Source organism: Chitinivorax sp. PXF-14 (assembly GCF_040812015.1).
Lineage (GTDB): Bacteria > Pseudomonadota > Gammaproteobacteria > Burkholderiales > SCOH01 > JBFNXJ01.
The window spans coordinates 132,755-153,045 of record NZ_JBFNXJ010000013.1 but is presented as its reverse complement, the minus strand read 5'-3'; the positions used below and the strand labels follow the sequence as shown (position 1 = coordinate 153,045).

Annotated in this window: 16 protein-coding genes; 5 read left to right on the top strand and 11 right to left on the bottom strand. The window is 59.8% G+C overall.

Features of this window, described 5'->3' with window-relative positions:
* Positions 1–66 precede the first annotated feature (66 nt).
* Together ABWL39_RS15885 and ompR are read right to left on the bottom strand one after the other, a co-directional pair.
* Positions 67–1,371 (bottom strand): ATP-binding protein, encoded by a 1,305-nt coding sequence (locus tag ABWL39_RS15885; protein ID WP_367793372.1) that lies wholly within the window; start codon positions 1,369–1,371, stop codon positions 67–69.
* Positions 1,368–2,093 carry a two-component system response regulator OmpR gene (gene ompR, locus ABWL39_RS15880; protein WP_367793369.1) on the bottom strand — a complete coding sequence of 242 codons (726 nt, stop codon included), beginning with the start codon at positions 2,091–2,093 and terminating at the stop codon, positions 1,368–1,370. Before ompR ends, ABWL39_RS15885 begins: the two co-directional genes overlap by 4 nt.
* Before the next feature lie 270 nt (positions 2,094–2,363).
* Between ompR and ABWL39_RS15875 the strand changes: the two genes are divergently transcribed.
* The 4 genes from ABWL39_RS15875 (at position 2,364) to ABWL39_RS15860 (ending at position 5,498) form a co-directional block, all read left to right on the top strand.
* On the top strand, positions 2,364–2,672 hold the full coding sequence (locus ABWL39_RS15875; protein ID WP_367793366.1) for a hypothetical protein: 309 nt from the start codon (positions 2,364–2,366) through the stop codon (positions 2,670–2,672).
* A gap of 60 nt (positions 2,673–2,732) precedes the next feature.
* Positions 2,733–3,344 carry a hypothetical protein gene (locus ABWL39_RS15870; protein WP_367793363.1) on the top strand — a complete coding sequence of 204 codons (612 nt, stop codon included), beginning with the start codon at positions 2,733–2,735 and terminating at the stop codon, positions 3,342–3,344.
* A 282-nt stretch (positions 3,345–3,626) separates the two neighbouring features.
* Complete coding sequence (locus ABWL39_RS15865; RefSeq protein WP_367793360.1) at positions 3,627–4,502, top strand: DMT family transporter; 876 nt, start codon at positions 3,627–3,629, stop codon at positions 4,500–4,502.
* A 75-nt stretch (positions 4,503–4,577) separates the two neighbouring features.
* Entirely contained in the window at positions 4,578–5,498 is a 921-nt protein-coding gene (locus ABWL39_RS15860) for a polyphosphate kinase 2 family protein (protein WP_367793357.1), read from the top strand.
* Between the two features lie 51 nt (positions 5,499–5,549).
* Here ABWL39_RS15860 and ABWL39_RS15855 read toward each other — a convergent pair whose 3' ends face one another.
* The 9 genes from ABWL39_RS15855 to ABWL39_RS15815 form a co-directional block, all read right to left on the bottom strand.
* Positions 5,550–7,082, bottom strand: a complete 1,533-nt coding sequence (locus tag ABWL39_RS15855) for a SpoVR family protein (protein ID WP_367793354.1) — start codon at positions 7,080–7,082, stop codon at positions 5,550–5,552.
* Positions 7,079–8,347: a YeaH/YhbH family protein gene (locus tag ABWL39_RS15850; protein WP_367793351.1), complete on the bottom strand. Its 1,269-nt coding sequence runs from the start codon at positions 8,345–8,347 to the stop codon at positions 7,079–7,081. Before ABWL39_RS15850 ends, ABWL39_RS15855 begins: the two co-directional genes overlap by 4 nt.
* A gap of 75 nt (positions 8,348–8,422) precedes the next feature.
* Positions 8,423–10,345, bottom strand: coding sequence for a PrkA family serine protein kinase (locus ABWL39_RS15845; RefSeq protein ID WP_367793348.1), 1,923 nt, complete (start codon positions 10,343–10,345; stop codon positions 8,423–8,425).
* 557 nt (positions 10,346–10,902) lie between these two features.
* Positions 10,903–11,670, bottom strand: a complete 768-nt coding sequence (locus ABWL39_RS15840; RefSeq protein ID WP_367793345.1) for a 3-hydroxyacyl-CoA dehydrogenase — start codon at positions 11,668–11,670, stop codon at positions 10,903–10,905.
* Positions 11,671–11,797: 127 nt separating this feature from the next.
* Positions 11,798–12,367 (bottom strand): TetR/AcrR family transcriptional regulator, encoded by a 570-nt coding sequence (locus ABWL39_RS15835; RefSeq protein ID WP_367793342.1) that lies wholly within the window; start codon positions 12,365–12,367, stop codon positions 11,798–11,800.
* A gap of 76 nt (positions 12,368–12,443) precedes the next feature.
* Positions 12,444–14,366, bottom strand: coding sequence for a hypothetical protein (locus ABWL39_RS15830; RefSeq protein ID WP_367793339.1), 1,923 nt, complete (start codon positions 14,364–14,366; stop codon positions 12,444–12,446).
* Between the two features lie 67 nt (positions 14,367–14,433).
* Entirely contained in the window at positions 14,434–16,311 is a 1,878-nt protein-coding gene (locus tag ABWL39_RS15825; protein ID WP_367793336.1) for an MFS transporter, read from the bottom strand.
* Positions 16,312–16,388: 77 nt separating this feature from the next.
* Positions 16,389–17,489 (bottom strand): anhydro-N-acetylmuramic acid kinase, encoded by a 1,101-nt coding sequence (locus ABWL39_RS15820; RefSeq protein ID WP_367793333.1) that lies wholly within the window; start codon positions 17,487–17,489, stop codon positions 16,389–16,391.
* 81 nt (positions 17,490–17,570) lie between these two features.
* Positions 17,571–18,971, bottom strand: coding sequence for a peptidoglycan DD-metalloendopeptidase family protein (locus ABWL39_RS15815; protein ID WP_367793330.1), 1,401 nt, complete (start codon positions 18,969–18,971; stop codon positions 17,571–17,573).
* A gap of 101 nt (positions 18,972–19,072) precedes the next feature.
* Between ABWL39_RS15815 and tyrS the strand changes: the two genes are divergently transcribed.
* Complete coding sequence (gene tyrS, locus ABWL39_RS15810) at positions 19,073–20,275, top strand: tyrosine--tRNA ligase (protein ID WP_367793326.1); 1,203 nt, start codon at positions 19,073–19,075, stop codon at positions 20,273–20,275.
* Positions 20,276–20,291: the final 16 nt, after the last annotated feature.

The window sequence follows — 20,291 nt, the reverse complement described above, 5'->3', positions numbered from 1 at the left end:
TGTACAGAATATGATGGGTACGCAATTTGCCGTTTAATGTTAGGCGTTTTGCGTTTTTTGTGCAAATCAAAATGTGACGCGTGCCTCGAACCCGCCCTCGGCATGATTGTGCAGCAGCAGCGTGGCGCCATGGGCATCGACGATCCGTTGGACAATGGCCAGGCCGAGCCCGCTGCCACCATCGGCCTGGCGAGCGGGGTCGAGGCGGACGAAGGGCTGGGTGAGCTGCGAGATCGAATCCTCGGGCACCCCCGGGCCATGGTCGCGCACCGCGAGCCAGACCCGGCCGGCTGCCTGCCCGGTGGATAGCTCAAGCGGCGGTGAGCCGTAGCGGCGCGCATTGTCGATCAGATTGCTGAGCAGACGCTGCATCGACAAGGGGCGTGCCGTCAGCAACGGCAGGTCGCCCACCAGCCGGGTGTCGATGGGAACGCCTTCACGGCGGTAGCGTTGGCAGACGTCGTTGACGAGCACATTGAGATCGGTCGCATCGACGGCTTCTTCCGGCTCTCCGCCAATGAAATCGCGGAACTGCCTCACGATGCGTTCGATATCGCCAAGATCGGTCAGCATGCCGTCACGCAGGCTGTCGTCGCTCATCATCTCCACGCCAAGGCGAAGGCGAGTCAAGGGGGTGCGCACATCGTGCGAGATGCCCGCCAGCATGATGCGGCGATCGCTTTCGGCCTGTTCCAGTGCCGTCGACATGCGATTGAAGCTCTGTGCCAGCGTACGGGTTTCCTTCACACCCCGTTCGGATAGCCGCTCGGGGTATTGCCCCTGAGCCAGCTGCCGGGCTGCTTCGGCCAGACGCTTGAGCGGGCGGTTCAGATACCAGGCAAAGACAAAGGCCGCAGCCAGCGCCACGACGCCAAAACCGAGCACGGCAGCAAGAAAGGTCCAGCGCAGCTGGCCGCCGTCCTCGCCGAGCGGGACGGTCAGCCAGTACCAGTCGCCGAGCATCGATACCTTGATCCACAGCACGCGCTTGGGCGTGTTCTGGAAGCGCGCATCGGTGAACGAGACGTGGTCCGCCACCAGCCGCTCAGCCAGAAAGCCGGCAAAACGGTCTGCGTCCGGCGTCTGGTGCGGTGGGTGGGCAGTGGCGACTGGCAACAGGTTGATCGAATAGGGACGGTTGTACAGATCGAGATACACCGCCCGCTCGTCCGCAGAGGCCTGGTCCAGCGCCGATTCGAGCTCGGCCAGCGCATCGATCGCCTGTTCGGACAACTGCCGGGCGACGAGCTGGGCCCGGCTGTAGCCCAGCAGCCCGAGCGTGAAGACCTGGCTCACAATCACGAGCCCGACGACCAGCAACGCCAACCGGCCGAACAAGGTGCCGGGAAGAAGGCGCGGCAGCCAAGTCACCGCGCGCCGCCGTCGGGCACGAACACGTAGCCGAAGCCCCAGACGGTCTGGATGAAGCGAGGCTCGGCCGGGTTATCCTCGATCAGTTTGCGAATGCGCGACACCTGGACATCGATCGAGCGGTCGAAGGCCTCGTGCTCCTTGCCGCGCGCCAGCTCCATCAAGCGTTCGCGCGACAGCGGGTGGCGTGGGTGCATCGCCAGCACCTTGAGGATGGAGAACTCGGCATGGGTGAGCGGGATGTCCTGGTCGGCACGGGTCAGCTTGCGGCTGCCGGCGTCGAGCACGAAATCGGCGAATTCATACACTTCGTCGCTGTTGTAGGCCGCCGCCAGTGCTGGCAGATTGGATTGCCGCCGCAGGATGGCGTTGATGCGTGCGACCAGCTCGCGTGGGTTGAAGGGCTTGGCCAGGTAGTCGTCAGCGCCCATCTCGAGGCCGATGATGCGGTCGATGTCGTCACCTTTTGCCGTCAGCATCAGGATCGGCAGGCTGTCCTGCTGCGCGCGCAGGCGGCGACAGATCGACAGCCCGTCCTCGCCGGGCAGCATCAGGTCGAGCACGAGCAGGTGGGGGCGATTGCGCTGCAGGCGTTTATCGAGCTGGCTGCCATCGGCATAGGCGTCGGCATCGAAGCCTTGTTCCGTCAGGTAGCGCAACAGCAATTCCCGCAGGCGCGGATCGTCATCGATGATCAGTATGCGTTTCTTGTTCGTATCCATGTCCAAAAGTGTAGCAAGCCCGACCGCAGATGGCGTGGGGCGATTTGTTAAAAGCTGTATCGCAAGCGCGATGGCATGCGGGATTTTTACAATCCTCCCCATTTTGCAAACATCGGTTTTACAGCGAGCCGTGAAACTGGAGCCTCTCGCCGGCTGGCTCTGTCGGGCCTGCGAGCGGCAGGCTTGCCCCCGACACAGATATTTACAACTGGGGTCGGCCAGGCAACACCGGGGACAAGCCATCGGAGTAACGTTGAAATGGAGGACAATATGAATAAATTTACCGCTATCATCGCCACGTCGCTATTTGCCGGGTTGACGCTCAGCGCCGTTGCCGGGCCACTCCATCACGAGGAGCACCGGGACGATCGGCGTATCGCGCAGGGAGTCGCAAGCGGGGAGCTGACCAGGACCGAGGTGCAATCGTTGCGCCAGGAGCGCCGCGCCATTCATACCGAACAGCAGGCCTACCGCGCTGATGGCAAGCTTAACGTAGCGGAGCGCAAGGACTTACGCCAGGATCTCAACCAGTTCAGCCACGATATCTATACGGAAAAGCATGATGCGGAGAAGCGTTAAACCGTGAAACGTAAGGCGATGGCATGGCCATCAATCATTTCCCTCCCTTGTGCTGCAGCCTTGCTGCTGGCCGCCATGGCAGGCCATGCCGTGGCTGGCCCGCCAGTTGGCGCGCTGCGGCCGATCGTTCAGGATGACGAGGCGAATCAGCAGCGTCAGCACAGGGAACGCAGGCTCGAGCGGGCGCTCAAGGACGGCAAGCTGACGCCTGACGAGGCCAACGACTTGCGCGAGAGATGGGATGCGCGCGCGAAGTGGCGCGAGCAGGCGGGGCGGAGCGGCTTACCGCCGGAAAAGCTCGACGCCTTGCGGGAGCAGATGCAGGCGAGGCGCGAAGCGGAGCATCGGGCCTTTTTCGACAGCCTGAGCCCGGATCAACGGGAGCAGGCGCGCGCGCAGATGCAGCGCGATCGCGATACGCATGACCGCATATTGCAGGCACTGACGCCGGAGCAGCGCGAGCAGTGGCGCCACAAGAACGAGTTGGCCCCGGAGCAGCGCAAGCAGTTCTTCGACAACCTGTCGCCCGATGTGCGTGAGCAGATACGCGGCTATCTGCAACAACGCAAACAGCAGCGCGAACAGTTTATGCGCGGCCTGACACCGGAGCAGCGCGCCCTGCTGCCACTTCCGCCGCCCAATGAGGGCCCGCCGCGGCCTCCTGTTGAATGAGAGTGGAAGGCGAGCGCTGCGGAATCCAGCAATTGCCCGGGAAAGCCGGTTCGAATACGCGCGAAACCGCAAAAATATATCGTTTGTGTGCAATTGACACGGCCAGATAGTAGGCGGACAATCCGGCCCAACGTATTGCATTGCGCTGCCACCGGCCACCAGCTGGAGGAGGGTGCTCACAGGCCACAGGCACCCCCTGTGGCTTTTTCATGCCTGATTCCGACGTCTCTGCAACCGGGCCGCGCTTGCTTGCCTGCAACGCTGGCCGTATCCTAGCCCGCCATGCCCGTCGGCCCCGCTTACTTCGCCATCATCTTTATCTGGTCCACCACCGCGCTCGGCATCCGCTGGAGTGTGGATAGTGTCGGCTTCCTGTCTGGCGTCGCCAGCCGCATGTCGATCGCACTGGCGCTGACGCTCGTGCTGTGCCGTTTGCTGAAAGTCAGTATCCCGCACGACAAGCGCGCGCTGGAGACCTATTTCGCCGCAGGGGTGCTGCAATACTGCTCGATGATGCTGACCTACTGGGGGGCCCAGTATGTGCCGTCAGGGCTGATCGCGGTGCTCTACGGCACGGGGCCGATCTGGACCGGGCTGTTTGCCTCCTGGTGGCTGGCGGAGCGATTCTCGCGGCAAAAATTGCTGGGACTGATCATGGGGCTCATCGGGTTGGCGGTGATCAATCGCTCGTCCTTGCTGGTTGGCCCACAAGCCGCGCTGGCCGTAGGCGGGGTTCTCGTCGGTGCGCTGATACAGGCGCTGAGTACTGTCTGGGTGAAGCGTATCGGCGGAGCACACGACCCCTTTGCCATCACCGCCGGGTCGCTCACGCTGGCGTTGCCGCTCTATCTTGTCAGCTGGTGGCTGTTTGGCGGAGGTGTGCCGGCAGTGGTCCCGGTGCGAACCATCGCCGCCATCGCCTATATGTCGACCGTCGCCTCGGTTGCGGGTTTCAGCCTGTTTTTCTACCTGCTCAGGCATCTGCCTGCCAGCCGGGTGGCGTTGATCCAGCTGATCACGCCTGTCACCGCCTTGTTGCTTGGCAGCGCATTCAACCACGAGGCGATCGACCCAGCCGTCTGGCTTGGCACGGTGCTGATCCTGCTTGGGCTTGGCATCAATCAATACGAATCGCTGCGTCGCAGTATTCAGCGCTGATGCCGGGCTGGCTAAGCCTGGCGGGCTTTTCCATAATGATGATGACGACTGTTCATCACCGCGGAGCGCAAGCCCATGCCAGACCCCCTGAAAGACCACCGCGCACTGCTTGATATTGCCCACAAGCTCGCCAAACCGCTGCGTGTCAGTGATGGCGCCGGCTTCAAGCTCAAAGACTGGGACCCCGCCGACACGGGCGGGCTGGGCGCCGAAGAGAAGCCGCTGAGCAAGGATTTGCTGCAGCAGGGCATCCTGGTGCTGAGCGAGCTTCAGCAGCGCCTGTACTCGCAGGATTGTTGGGCCGTCTTGCTGATATTCCAGGCGATGGACGCCGCGGGCAAGGATGGCGCCATCCGCCACGTGATGTCGGGGATCGATCCAGCCGGCTGCCAGGTCTTTTCATTCAAGGCCCCGTCGGCAGAAGAACTCGACCACGACTACATGTGGCGTTGCATGCGCAACATGCCCGAGCGCGGCCGCATCGGCATCTTCAACCGTTCTTACTACGAAGAAGTGCTGATCGTGAAGGTGCACCAGCACCTGCTGCAACAACAGAAACTACCGGCAGGGCTCGTCACCGACAATCTCTGGCATGAGCGCTACGAGGATATTCGCCACATCGAGCGTTACCTGTCGCGCAACGGTGTGCTGATCCGCAAGTTCTTTCTCAATGTCTCGAAAGCCGAACAGAAGAAACGCTTTCTTGAGCGCCTGGACAATCCGGACAAGCATTGGAAGTTTTCGGCCGCCGATGCGGCCGAGCGAGATCACTGGGACCACTACATGGCGGCCTATCAGGACATGATCCGCAATACGGCGACCGACTATGCGCCGTGGTATGTGGTGCCTGCCGACAACAAATGGTTCACACGCATTGCCGTCGCCAGTGTGATACTCGACTCGCTGACCGGGCTCGACCTTCATTACCCGGAACTGGACGAGGTGCGAAAGAGCGAGTTACGTAAGGCACGTGAGGCGCTCCAGCGCAAGGAATGAAAAAACCGCAGGTATCGCACCTGCGGGTTTTTTTGGGGTCGTCGGGCCGCCTCAATGACTGCCGCGTTTCTCGCGATGGCACTCATATCGCTGCGTGATCTTGCCCTGTGGGTCGACAGCTTCGAGGTTCACATCGAAGCCCCACAGCCTGGCCACGTGTTTCAGTACTTCGTCCGTCTGGTTGCTCAAGGGTCTGCGCTGGAACTGGGTATGGCGCAAGGTGAGCGCGCGGTCACCATGCGTGTTGACCGACCATACTTGGATATTGGGTTCGCGATTGCCCAGGTTGTACTGGTCGGCCAGTTTCTGGCGGATGTAACGGTAACCATCTTCGTCATGAATGGCCGAGATCGCCAGCTGATCTTCGGCATCGTCGTCCAGCACCGAGAAGAAGTGGAAATCGCGGATCAGCTTGGGGGAGAGGAACTGGGCAATGAAGCTCTCGTCCTTGAAATTGCGCATGGCGAAATCCAGCGTCTTGAGCCAGTCGCTGCCTGCGATGTCCGGGAACCAGTAGCGGTCTTCTTCCGTCGGCGCTTCGCAGATGCGGCGAATGTCCCGCATCATTGCAAAGCCTAGTGCATAAGGATTGATACCGCTGTAGTAGGGGCTGGTGACGGGGGGCTGGTACACCACATTGGTATGGCTTTGCAGAAATTCCATCATGAAGCCGTCGCTGACAACCCCTTCGTCGTACAGGGTATTCAGGATGGTGTAGTGCCAGAACGTGGCCCAGCCTTCATTCATCACCTGGGTTTGGCGCTGCGGGTAGAAATACTGGCCGATCTTGCGCACGATGCGCACCACCTCGCGCTGCCAGGGCTCCAGCAGCGGGGCGAATTTTTCGATGAAGTAGAGCAGATTCTCCTGCGGTTCGGCTGGGAATCGCATGGGCATATTGTTCGCGATTTCCTCGGCGTGTCGCGGCAGGGTGCGCCACAGCTCGTTGACCTGGGTCTGCTGGTACTCCTCGCGCTCCTTCTGGCGCGCACGCTCTTGCGCCAGCGACAGCTTTGCCGGCCGCTTGTAGCGGTCCACCCCGTAATTCTGCAGGGCGTGGCATGAGTCGAGCAGCTCTTCGAGGGCGTCGACGCCATAGCGTTGTTCGCACTCGGCGATGTAATTCTTGGCGAACACCATGTAGTCGATGATGGCGTCGGCATCCGTCCAGGTGCGGAACAGGTAGTTGCCCTTGAAAAACGAATTGTGGCCATAGCTGGCGTGCGCGATCACCAAGGCCTGCATCGTCAGCGAGTTCTCCTCCATCAGGTAGGCGATGCAAGGGTTAGAATTGATCACGATTTCATAGGCCAGCCCCATCTGGCCACGGCGGTAGCCTTTTTCGGTGGACAGGAAATGCTTGCCGAAAGACCAGTGGTGATAGCTGACCGGCATGCCAACCGAGGTGTAGGCATCGATCATCTGTTCCGCGGTGATCACCTCGAGTTGATTGGGATAGGTGTCGAGGCCGTAGCGCTCGGCTACACGACGAATTTGCTGATGCGCCTGCTCCAGCAGTTCAAATGTCCATTCGGATTGATCCGGCAGGCGTTGCGCCTTGACGAGCTTTTTTGATCGTGTCATTTCGGCTGCTTTTTGAAGAGTTCGCGGAACACCGGGTAAATGTCTGCCGGCGACTCGATTTTCTGCATCGCGAAATGCGGGTGGTAATCTGCAACCTGGGTGTATTCCTCCCAAAGATTCTGTGGCTGGCCATCGGTGATCTCGACATAGGCGAAGTACTGGACCAGGTCCATGATGGTATTGGTCAGTAACTCGCGGCAGGTGACGGAATCACTGTCCCAGTTGTCGCCATCCGATGCCTGGGCAACATATACATTCCAGTCGGATTTGGCGTAGCGCTCGCGGATGACCTTGGTCAGCAGATGCAGCGCGCTTGACACCACCGTACCGCCGGATTCGCGCGAGTGGAAGAACTCGTTCTCATCGACTTCGGCGGCCGAGGTGTGATGGCGGATGAATACGACCTCGATCTTGTCGTAGGCACGTGTCAGGAACAGGTAGAGCAGAATGAAGAAGCGCTTGGCAATATCCTTCTTGTTCTCATCCATCGAGCCAGACACATCCATCACGCAAAACATTACCGCCTGGCTGGTCGGCTTGGGGAGCTTGACGCGATTCGAATAGCGCAGGTCGATCGGGTCGATGAAGGGTATGGCGAGCAGCCGCACCTTGATGTGATGGATTTCCTGCCTTAGTGCCACCACGCGTGGATCATCCTCGCCTACCTCGTCAAGCAACAAGGCCAGCTCTTCTTCCGCTTCCTTCAGGCGCTTCTTTGGGGTGCCTCCAACCGCGATCCGGCGCCCCAAGGCGCCGCGTAGCGAACGTAGCACATGGATATTCGACGGGGTGCCGGAAATGGTAAAGCCGGCTCGGTGCTGCTTGAACTCGGTGGCCGAGGCCAGCTGGGTCTTGACCAGATTGGGGAGCTCCAGATCCTCGAAGAAATAATTCATGAACTCTTCGCGCGAGAGTTCGAAGACGAAATCATCCTCGGTCATCTCGTCGCTGTTGCCGGCCTGACCACGGCCCGAGCCGCCGCCGCCACCCTGTGGGCGAGGCACCCGGTCGCCTTTCAGGTATTCCTGATTGCCTGGGTGAACCGTCTCCCAGATGCCGCCCCGAGTGTGCCCAAAGGTCGGCTCGCCAATATCTTTGACCGGGATGGAGACTTTTTCGCCACTTTCGATATCCGTGATCGAGCGGCCCTTGACCGCACGCGCAACCGCCTCCTTGATCTGAGCCTTGTGCCGGCGCAGAAAGCGCTCGCGATTGATCGCGGACTTGTTCTTGCCTTGCAAACGTCGGTCGATGAGGTAAACCAAATCGATCTCCCGAAAAATTTAGCTCAGGCAAACCGGACGTCGGTGCTGGCACCTAGGCCCGGCTTGTGTTTGATGTTACGACGACTTGCGTACCCGCAGATACCATTCGCACAGCAGCCGTACCTGCTTGGCCGTGTAGCCTTTGGCTACCATGCGGTCGACGAAGTCCTGGTGCTTCTTCGCGTCTTCGGCACTGGCCTTGGCGTTGAAGGAGATCACCGGCAGCAGGTCTTCGGTGTTCGAGAACATTTTCTTCTCGATCACTGCGCGCAGCTTCTCGTAACTGGTCCAGGTCGGGTTCTTGCCACCATGCTGGGCGCGGGCGCGCAACACGAAGTTGACGATCTCGTTGCGGAAGTCTTTCGGGTTCGAGATACCGGCCGGCTTCTCGATCTTCTCGAGCTCGTTGTTCAGCGCATTGCGGTCGAAGCTCTCGCCGGTGTCCGGGTCGCGGAATTCCTGGTCCTGTATCCAGAAGTCGGCGAAGGTGACATAGCGGTCGAAGATGTTCTGACCGTATTCGGAGTAGCTTTCCAGGTATGCCGTCTGGATTTCCTTGCCGATGAACTCGACGTAGCGCTGCGCCATGTACTCCTTGATGTATGCCATGTACTTCTGTTCGAGCTCGGGCGCAAACTGTTCGCGCTCGACCTGTTGCTCCAGGACATACAGCAGGTGCACCGGGTTGGCGGCGACTTCGGTGTTGTCGAAGTTGAATACCTTGGACAGGATCTTGAACGCAAAGCGTGTCGACAGCCCGTTCATGCCTTCGTCCACGCCGGCGTAGTCGCGATACTCCTGCATCGACTTTGCCTTCGGATCGGTATCCTTGAGGTTGTCGCCGTCGTAGACCAGCATCTTCGAGAAGATGCTGGAGTTCTCTGGCTCTTTCAGCCGCGACAGCACCGCAAACTGCGCCATCATTTTCAACGTGCCAGGGGCGCATGGCGCTTGCGACAGCGAGGAATTGCGCACCAGCTTTTCGTAAATCTTGATCTCTTCGGACACGCGCAGGCAGTAAGGCACCTTCACGATGTAAATCCGGTCGAGGAAGGCTTCATTGTTGCGATTGTTCTTGAACTGCTTCCACTCGGATTCATTCGAGTGCGCCAGCACGATGCCGTCGAACGGGATGGCACCAAAGCCTTCCGTACCCTTGAAATTACCTTCCTGCGTCGCGGTCAGCAAGGGGTGCAGCACCTTGATCGGCGCCTTGAACATTTCGACGAATTCCATCAGCCCCTGGTTGGCGAGGCACAGGCCGCCGGAGTAGCTGTAGGCATCTGGATCATCCTGTGCATAGTCTTCCAGCTTGCGGATGTCGACCTTACCCACCAGTGAACTGATGTCCTGGTTGTTTTCGTCGCCCGGCTCGGTCTTCGAGACGGCTATCTGTTTCAGTACCGAAGGGTAGCGTTTGACGACGCGGAACTTGTTGATGTCGCCGTTGAATTCATGCAGCCGCTTGACGGCCCATGGCGACATGATGGTCTTAAGATAGCGCCGCGGGATGCCGTAGTCCTCTTCGAGGATCGGGCCATCTTCGTCCTCGCTGAACAGGCCGAGCGGGGACTCGTTGATCGGAGAACCCTTGATGCAATAGAAGGGGATCTTCTCCATCAGATACTTCAGCTTTTCCGCGATCGAAGATTTACCGCCGCCGACCGGACCCAGCAGATAGAGAATCTGCTTTTTTTCCTCCAGCCCCTGTGCGGCATGGCGGAAGTAGGCGACGACCTGTTCGATCACCTCTTCCATGCCGTAGAACTCGCGGAATGCCGGGTAAACCTTGATGACTTTGTTGGCGAAGACGCGTGACTGGCGCGAGTCATTGCGGGTATCGATCATCTCCGGATCGCCGATGGCGGCGAGCATGCGCTCGGCTGCGGTGGCGTAGGCAAGCTTGTCTCGCTTGCACAGGTCCAGATACTCCTGGAGGGTGTACTCTTCCTCCCGGGTGCGTTCATAACGTGCTGCGTAGTTATCAAAGATATTCATATGCAATGCCCTTTGCTTGTCTACCAGTCATGTTAGGTCGGCGAGTGGTGCCCAGACCCAGAGAATTAGTCTCAAAACGGTACGGGGAATTCCATCGTGCGAAGATATTTTTGTGTGATTGTGCGCCGCAGCAATTTTAGGTGTTGCGGCTGTCTCCGGCCCTGAGCGTTTTTGTTTCCCTTGCTGTCAGCATAGCCGAATCTGCTTGGCATGCCACCGTACAAACCGGATCGGCGGGAGAGGGAAGCGGATGGGTGGAAGGGCGGGCGCATCGCCCCGCATATATGAGTAAGCGCTTAAACGCCAACAAATCAAGCGATTGCGTTGTCAGCTTTTAGCTATGGTGCCGGGGTGTGCGATAGAGAATTGTTGGTGTTTCCGGACAAGCGGGTGTTGTATTCATACGACATATCGAACGGCGAACTCGACCGTTCCTGGCCATGGTACGGTTGGCCTGCTTGCGCGGGATACCACGAATCCCGGCGGGGTAGGCAGACGATGCACTCAACAACGCGGGAATATTTCAGTGTCGCATCGTCGGCCAGCCAGCGCCGTGTTTAGCGTGCGGCCATGCGGATCGCGCCGTCCAGGCGGATCACTTCACCGTTGAGCATCGAATTCTCGATGATATGCCTTGCCAGCGCCGCGTATTCCTCCGGGTGCCCCAGGCGTGAGGGGAAGGGCACCTGCTGGCCGAGCGAGGTGCGCACCTCTTCCGGCAGGCCGGCCATCATCGGGGTATCGAACAAGCCGGGGGCGATGGTCATGATGCGAATACCGTGGCGCGCCAGTTCGCGGGCAATCGGCAACGTCATGCCGACGACGCCAGCCTTGGATGCTGCATAGGCCGCCTGGCCTACCTGGCCATCGAACGCCGCGACCGATGCCGTGTTGATGATCACGCCACGCTCGCCATCGGTACCGGGTGGATTGTGGGTCATGGCTTCTGCGGCCAGCCGCACGACATTGAAAGTCCCGATCAGGTTGACCTGTATCGTGCGCGAGAAGCGTTCCAGCGAGTGGGGGCCTTCCTTCCCGACAACCTTTTCGCCTGTTGCGATGCCCGCGCAGTTGACGGCTCCCCACAGGCTGCCGAAGGCCGTCACGCATTCGTTCACCGCCGCCGCGACCATGGCTTCGTCGGACACATCGGTCTTGATGAAACGGGCATTTTCGCCAAGTTCTGCCGCCAAGACCGAGCCGGCGGCGTTGTTCCAGTCCGCGATGATCACCTTGGTGCCTTGCGCTACCAGCATGCGGGCCGTGGCAGCCCCCAGGCCGGATCCACCGCCTGCAATCAGAAAGCCTTTGCCAGATGGGTTCAAAATCAGTCTCCTCTTCGTTATAGGTATCGGGAGCCACGATTTTCGATGAGGACCGCCCCCACGTCCAGCGCAGACCAAACAAAAGAGGCCGGTCAGGCCGGCCTCTGCATGCGTGCGCTTGGCTCGCTCAGCGACAGATCAACTTCAGCATGCGATCGGCCAGCTCGTTGATACTCATGTTGCCATTTGGCCTGAACCATTGCACCGTCCAGTTCATGCTGCCGAACAACATCTTGCGCAGGAATGCGGTATCGTCAGGCAACAGGCCGTCCCTGGCGACTTCGTCGAGTACGACCTGCCATATTGCCTCATAGCGGTCGCGCAGTTCGACGATGCGCTCGCGCGCTTCGGGCGACAGGCTATGCCACTCATACAGCAACACTTCCAGTGCATGCTGGCTCGAGCCCAGCAGTGCCTTCAGGTGCTCGCGGATCAGCGATCGCAGCTTTTCAATGGGGGCAATGTCATGTTGCAGCGCTGCTTCGGCATTGATCGTGATATCGGTCACGCCCTTGGCCATGACAGCCTCTAGGATCTCTGCCTTGTTCTTGAAATGGTAGAACAGGCTACCGGACTGCATGCCGACAGCCTGAGCGAGGTCACGGACGGTGGTGCGTTCGTAACCTTGCTCACGGAACAGATGGGCCGCGGCGTCGATCAATTCGTCACGCCGGCTTTTGTCTAGAGTGTTTTGCATGGTGCAAGTGTATCAATCAAGCGATTGATTGCCCATCAGCATTATTCCTAATCGGCCCCCGTGGGGGCCGAATGGCTCAATGGCAGCTGGTCGCGCTTGGGTTGTCGCTGTAGGTCGTGAAGTAAACCCGACCATAGCTATCGAGCGTGGTGAGCTTGAGCTCACGGGCCAGCACGTTGCTCAGGCCCTGGCCGTTGTTGAAGAGGAAGTTCTGGGCCAAGGTCGGATTGTTAGGATTTGTGTCACTGCTCTTGTTCTTGTCGGTCGTGAAGATGATTTCACGATTGCCTGCCGTATCCTGGTAGTTCGCGTTTGCGACAGTCTGGGCAATGTTGACGATGCCAAGCTGGCAGGTCTTGATCTCAAGGCCGATGGTGAACGTCAGCAGGTTGTCGGTCACGCTACCGCTATTGAGCGCCCAGTAAACCGGCAGGTCGCCCGTGGTGTAGCCGCGCCAGGTAGTCAGCGTGGGGTTGTTGACTTGCGTGCCATCGCTGTTGGCAATGGTGGCCGGCAGGATCATCTTCGGCGCCACATTGTCTGTCGCCAGCAGCGGTTTCACGGGCAACGATGCCTTGTAGCTGGTGGGGCTGGTGTCGGTCGGGCTGTGATAGAGCAGGAATTCGTACTGATAGCCGAAATCGTCCTGAACGGCGGATGGCTCCGCGAAATCATAGCGGGTTTCGCACAGGCTCGGAACCAGGGTGAACACGGCGCAGCCCTGCGCCTGGCTTCGATATAAGGTGACGCCTGCAGCAGGAATTCCCTTGCCCTTGACGACAACGTGGTCGACGCCCAGATTGCTGTTATCGAGCACGCGCAGAATCAGGCCTGAACTGGTGGCGCCCGACGCCAGCGGGTTGCCGGCGCTGTCGAAGCGATTGGCAAAGAAGGTGGCCAGGTCAATCTCGGTCGGGCTGCCATTGCCGACGAAACGCCAGCCGTCGGCCGCCAGTGCAATCGTCGTGGTCTGAAAAATGGTGTTGCCGCTGACGTCGCGAATGCGGATCACCACCTGGTACTGATTGCCGGTGACCCCGACGACGCTTTCCAGCGAATACGTGGCACGGGCATAAGAGCTGTTCGAAAGCTCAGCCTTCAGCGCCGCGGCGTTGGTGCCATCGTTCATATAGCTGCTCGAAACGACTTGATCGAGCTGGCTGTCGCTTGGCACCCCGTTTGCGAACAGGGCGGTCAACCTGTCGGCAAAGCTGCCAATGCTGGACAGATCGCTCGGCGCGGTAGCGGGCAGACTGCCACTGTAGCTCCTGGTGCTCAGGTCGAGCACGACCTTGTTGCTGAAATCCGCCTTGTTGAACAGGGCGAACTTGCTGCCGTCAATCGATGGCACCACGCTGAGCAGATCGAGCGCCTTGTCCATGCCGGTATGGTTGGCGCTGAAGCCGGTCCGGATCAGGTCGATGTTATCGGGGCGGGTGATGCCGGTCGCCACCAGGAAATTGTAAAGGCTGTTGCGCAGGTTGAATTCGGCGGTGGTAGCCGTATTCCGATCGTAGTTTGCGAGAACGGGGCTGGCGAATGCGAGCTGCGGCAGCCCCCCAACGACATTGGCGTAGATGACCTCGGTCAACGGTGTCACGTTGATATTGGCGCTGGTACGGGATGCATTGAGCTCGTCGAAGGCCAGCGAGTGGTAACTACGCGTCTGGCCGGCAACAATGCCTGTGACTTCGACAAGATACGGTGGTTTGTAGGCCGTGGTGAGGTTGATGGTGTAATTGCCGAGTGTGTCCGTCAACACACCCTTGGCTGTCACCGAATTACCGTTGGCGTCCCAGGCCTTGAGCACGACGGTTGCATTGGCAATGGCCGTGCCTGCCGCGACGGTGCCGGTGACTTTGGTTGCGGTTTCCGTCGGGGTCGGCGTGGGTGTTGTGCTCCCTCCGTTGTCATTGCTGCCCCCCCCGCTGCCCCCTTGGCATGCAGCCAGTACTGCGACGAAGGTAGCGGCCAGCAGGGCAGATTTCGGTGACAACATGGGGACTCCAGGATTCAGTCAAATGTCATGCGAGTATATCACACGCTAGAGTGTTTACTCGGCCGTGCTAGCGGGCGTTGCCGCGCAAGGCCTGCACCTGTTGCTGCAGGCCTGTTGCGGTCACCTGTTCGGGGGCAAGTGGGTGGGTGGCGACCAGCGAAATCTTCGACCAGAAACGGCGTGGGATGCGCCCCATGGCAGGCCCGCCCTTGCGGCTGAAGAAGCTGCCCCACATGCCGCGCAGCGCCATGGGAACGACCGGTACTGGCGTGCGTGCGACGATCTCTTCAATGCCGGACTTGAACGGGTTGAGCTCGCCATCATAGGTAATCTTGCCCTCGGGGAAGATACAGACGACTTCGCCGGCGGCGAGTTCCTCTGCAACCCGCTCAAAGGCCCGGGTCTTCATGTCGGGGTCTTCCTTCGCCGGGGCGATCGGAATCGCGCGTGCAGTGCGGAAGATGAAGTTCAGCACCGGTATCTTGAAAATCTGGTGATCCATGACGAAGCGCACCGGGCGGCGGCAGGCACCGGCAATGATCAGCGGGTCCATGAAGCTCACGTGGTTGCAGACGATCACCACCGGGCCTTCGTCCGGAATGTTGTCGAGCCCGTCGTGGCGAACCCGGTACATGGCATGGGTGATGATCCACACCAGAAAGCGCATGAGGAATTCCGGCAGCAAGGTGTAGATATAGCCGGCCACCAGCAGGTTCAGCAGTGCCGACACCAGCAGCACCGTGGGAATGTCGACTCCGAAAGCAGCCATCACGGCGGCAAACGCAGCCGAGACAACCATGAAGAGGGCGTTGAGGATGTTGTTGGCGGCGATGGCACGCGAACGGAACGCGGGCTCCGAGCGCGACTGGATCAACGCGTAGAGCGGCACAATGTAAAAGCCGCCAAAGATGCCGATCAGCATGAAATCTGCGACGAGTCGATAGTATTGCAGCTGGGTGGCGAGCGTCAGCCAGTCGATTTCAGTGCTGGCCCTGGGCGGGGTGGCGAAATACAGGTCGATACCGAACAGGCATAGTCCGATCGAGCCAAAAGGCACCAGACCCAGCTCCACCTTCCGGCCCGACAGTTTGTCGCAAAACATCGAGCCCAGGCCTACGCCGAGCGAGAACAGCGTCATCAGGAAGGTGTAGACGCTCGCATCGCCACCGAGCACGGATGAGGCGTAGGTCGGTAGCTTGGATAGATAGATGGCACCCAGGAACCAGAACCACGAAATGCCAAGCAGCGACAGCCATACCGCACGATTTTGCTTGGCGTGGCCAATGATCTGCCAGGTCTGGCGAGCAAAATTCCAGTCCACCTGCAGGCCGGATATCGAGCTGGGCGCCGTCGGCATTTGCCGTGCCGCGCCGTAGCCGATCATGGCGCAGAGCAGCAAGGCCGTGATGATTGCGGTGCGGGATGGATCGTGGTCGATCAGCAGTGTACCGGCGACCTGGCCGAGGATGATCGAGACAAACGTCCCCATTTCGATCAGGCCATTGCCGCCCACCAATTCGTCCGGGTGTAAATACTGCGGGAGTACGGAATACTTGAGTGGCCCGAACAGGGCCGAATGGATCCCCATCATGAAGACGGTCGACATCAGTATCACGCCGTTATGAAGCAGGAACCCAAGTCCGGCAACCAGCATGATGACGATTTCGAGTTGTTTCACGAAGCGCGCGACGATTGCCTTGTCGTACTTCTCGCAGATTTGCCCGCTCGTCGCGGAAAACAGGAAGAAAGGCAGGATGAACAGGGCCGCTGCAAGCTGGATCATCAGCTCGGGCGCCAGGCCCAGCATGCGCATGCCATGAAAGTTGATCATCACGACCACGGCGTTTTTCAGCAGATTGTCGTTGAACGCGCCGAAGAACTGGGTCACGAACAAGGGCAGAAAACGGCGTGTCTTCAGCAATGAGAATTGGCCTGTGCCACTCATGGCATCTCCCGGTAAATCTTGCATGGCCGCAATAGGTTGGGCTGGTTGTTGATGTGTGTGTGCGGTGCGTCGTGGCTTCAGGCTGGGTAGAGCGCGCCGAGGATGCGTGGCCCCGCTGCGCCGGTCACCGCCGGCAGATTGCCCGGCAAACGCTGGTCGAAACGCCAGGCGAGCCATGCAAACGCGATGGCCTCGACCCAGTCGGCATCGATCCCGAGCGCATCGGTCTTGTCGACCTTGATCTGTGGCAGCAGTGCGCCAATGTGCGCCAGCAAGGTCGAGTTGCGGGCGCCGCCGCCACAGACAAACAGCGTGTCCAGGCCTGGGCAGAATCGGTGTATGGCATCCGCGACGCTGCGAGCCGTCAGTTCGAGCAGGGTGGCCTGGACATCGGCGGGCTGCATGCTATCCGGCAGGGTTGCCTTCAACCAGTCGAGGTTGAAGTAGTCACGACCGGTGCTTTTCGGCGGTGGCGAGACAAAGTAGGGGTCCTCAAGCCATTGCTGCAATAGCGGCTCGGCAACCTGCCCCGAGCTCGCCCACGCGCCGTCCTGGTCATAGCGCTTGCCCCGATGGGCCTGTATCCACGCATCCATTAGCAGATTGCCGGGGCCAGTATCAAAGCCGCGGACTGCGCCATTTCCTGGCAGGCAGGTAATGTTGGCAATGCCGCCGATATTAACCAGCGCCCGGCCTTCGTCAGCCTGACCAAATACCGCCTGATGGAAGGCCGGCACGAGCGGCGCGCCATGGCCACCGGCGGCCATATCGCGGCTGCGAAAATCGCCGATGACCGAGATGCCCGTCAGTTCGGCCAGCAGGGCGTGATTGCCTAACTGGAGCGTGTAGTGGCTGTCCGGGTGGTGGCGAATAGTCTGCCCATGGTTGCCGATAGCGGTGACCTGCGCGGGCCCGATGCCCGCCGTCGCCAGCAGCTTGTGGACGGTATCGGCATAGTGGTGGGACAGCGCGTTGCCGAGCATGGCGGCGCGATGTAGTTCGTTCTGGCCGGGATGGTGGATGTCCAGAAGAGCCTGCACCAGCTGCCCATCGTATGGCTGGTAATGGGTGGCAACCAGGCTGGGCTGGCCGCTGCTGAAGTCGACCAGGGCGGCGTCAATGCCGTCGAGGCTGGTGCCGGACATCAGTCCGACAAATAGCTTGGATGTGGTGCTCATGGCGCGGAGCTTAGCAAGACGCTGCACAGAAAAGCAAAACGCCGCGCAGATGCGCGGCGTTTATCGCTACAAAGGCGGTGCTCAGTCGAGCTTGGCCAGGTTGGTGTTGCGCAGCTGATCGAGCACGTGCAGGCGTTCCGAGGCAACCTTATGGAAGGCTGCCATGCTGGTACCAGCCAACTGATTGGCAATGGGCACGACATTGGTTAGTGGGTCACGTGCTTCTCCGTCAACGCGGAACTCGTAGTGAAGGTGGGGGCCTGTCGCCCAGCCTGTCTGCCCGACGAAACCGATGACGTCACCCTGCGATACCCTGCTACCCTTGTGGATGCCAGCTGCGAAGCCGCTGAGATGGCCATAGGCGGTGCTGTATTTGCCGTTGTGCTTCAGTACGAGCAGGTTGCCATAGCCGCCCATCTGGCCGGCGTAGTCCACCACGGCGTCTGCCGTTGCCTTGACGCGGGTGCCGATCGGCGCAGCAAAGTCGACTCCCTTGTGGGCGCGCCATTTTTGCAGGATGGGGTGAAAGCGTGCGACGGTGAAGCCGGAGCTGATACGGGAGAACTCGAGCGGGGAGCGCAAAAATGCCTTCTTCAGATTTTTGCCGTCGGCGGAATAGTAGCCTTCCTTGCCGTCGCGATCGACGAAATAGACCACCTGGTAAGTCTTGCCGCCATTGATGAACTCGGCCGCCAGCACTTTTCCTGGCTTGACCTGCTCGCCGTTGAGCGTGAGCATTTCATAGACCAGCGTGAAGCGGTCACCTTTCTGCAGGTCTTTGTGGAAATCGATTTCCGCGCCGAAGATGTCGACCATTTGCATGGCGATGGCGTCGGGCAGGTTGGCCTTGTCTGTCGCGGCAAACAGCGAGCTGTTGATCATGCCGGATTTCATGACTGCAACGCTCTGATACTGCGGCGCTGCGGTCTGCACCTGGAGGCGGCCGTTGTTCCGGCGCAGCGTGGTCAGATTGCCGTCGCTATCGAGGTAGCTGAGCTCGATCAGGCGGCCATTGTCGGTACTCTTCGCGCTCAGCGTCTTGCCCGTGCGCAGACGGTAGAATGGCTTGGCTGCGTCGTTCTCGCGGATGAAGGCTTCGGCTTCGGCATCGTTCACCTGCATTCTTGCGAGAATGCTTGCCAGTGTATCGCCGGGCCGCACCCGCTCTTCACGCCAGAAGGCTTCGTCGTGATTGCTTGCGTCACCCGGCAGTTTGATCGCCAGCTCTTCCGTGACGCTGATGGGGGCGGTCGGCTCCAGGCTGTCGGCGGGCGCGACGGCAAAGGCTGCAATCGTGCCGAATAGCGGAATGGACGAGAGCCCGAGCAACCAGCGTAGCTTGTGTGCTGCGGGTTTGCCGGCGGTTTTTTGTGTTAGATTAGCGAGTTTTTGTAACAGCATTCGTAAATTAGCGATCCCTAAAACTGGCGAGAGGGTAACAGAAAAATATCCATGCGCAAAGAAAATGTATCGTTGCAGCAATGGGTTACGTTTCAGTTGAGGGTGTGCGTGCCGCCTGGCTCTGCAATGGGGCGGGTAAGCGGCGAATGCTTCTAGAGTTCAATTGCGAGAAAGAGTTTCACATGGCTGTCGATGTTCAACACGCACTCGATGAAATCAAGCGCGGCTGCGAAGAGCTGCTGATTGAAGCCGAGCTGGTCGAAAAGCTCAAGAGCGGCCGTCCACTACGCATCAAGGCGGGCTTTGATCCCACCGCACCTGACCTGCATCTTGGCCACACCGTCTTGCTGAACAAAATGCGCCAGTTTCAGGATCTCGGGCATCAGGTCATCTTCCTGATCGGCGATTTCACCGGCCTGATCGGCGACCCCACCGGCAAGAATGCGACCCGTCCGCCGTTGACGCGCGAGCAGATCGCCGACAATGCCAAGACCTATGCTGATCAGGTGTTCAAGATATTGAAGCCAGAGCAGACCGAGGTGCGCTTCAACTCGGAATGGATGGAGGCGCTTGGCGCCGCCGGCATGCTCAAGCTTGCTGCAAGCCACACTGTGGCGCGAATGCTGGAGCGCGATGATTTTTCCAAGCGCTTCAAGGGCAACCAGCCGATCGCAATCCATGAGTTTCTCTACCCGCTCATGCAGGGCTACGACTCTGTCGCGCTAAAGGCTGATGTCGAGCTTGGCGGGACCGACCAGAAGTTCAACCTGCTGATGGGGCGGGAGCTGCAGAAACAGCATGCTCAGGCGCCGCAGGTGGTTCTGATGATGCCGTTGCTGGAGGGGCTGGACGGCGCCAACAAGATGTCCAAGTCGCTTGCTAATTACATTGGTATCGACGAGGCGCCAAATGACATCTTCGGCAAGGTGATGTCGATCTCCGATGAGTTGATGTGGCGTTGGTATCAGCTGCTCAGCTTCCGTCCGCTTGCCGAGATCGCAGAGCTCAAGCTGGCCGTGGCTGGCGGGCGCAATCCGCGTGACGTCAAGGTGATGCTGGCGCAGGAGCTGGTTGCCCGTTTCCATTGCCAGGCGGATGCCGAGGCTGCACTGGCGGATTTCGAGGCACGTTTCCAGCGTGGTGCGATCCCCGATGATGTGCCAGAGGTCAATCTGACGCTCGATGGCGATGTCGTGGGCATCGTCCAGTTGCTGAAGCTGGCAGGGTTGACGACCTCAACCTCCGAGGCAATGCGCATGATCGAGCAGGGTGGCGTCAAGGCCGACGGCGAGAAAGTCAGTGACAAGGGGCTTCAGCTTGCCAAGGGGCAAAGCGTGGTGCTGCAGGTGGGCAAACGCAAATTTGCCAAGGTCTCACTGAATTGATTGGTGGCTTGGGGTG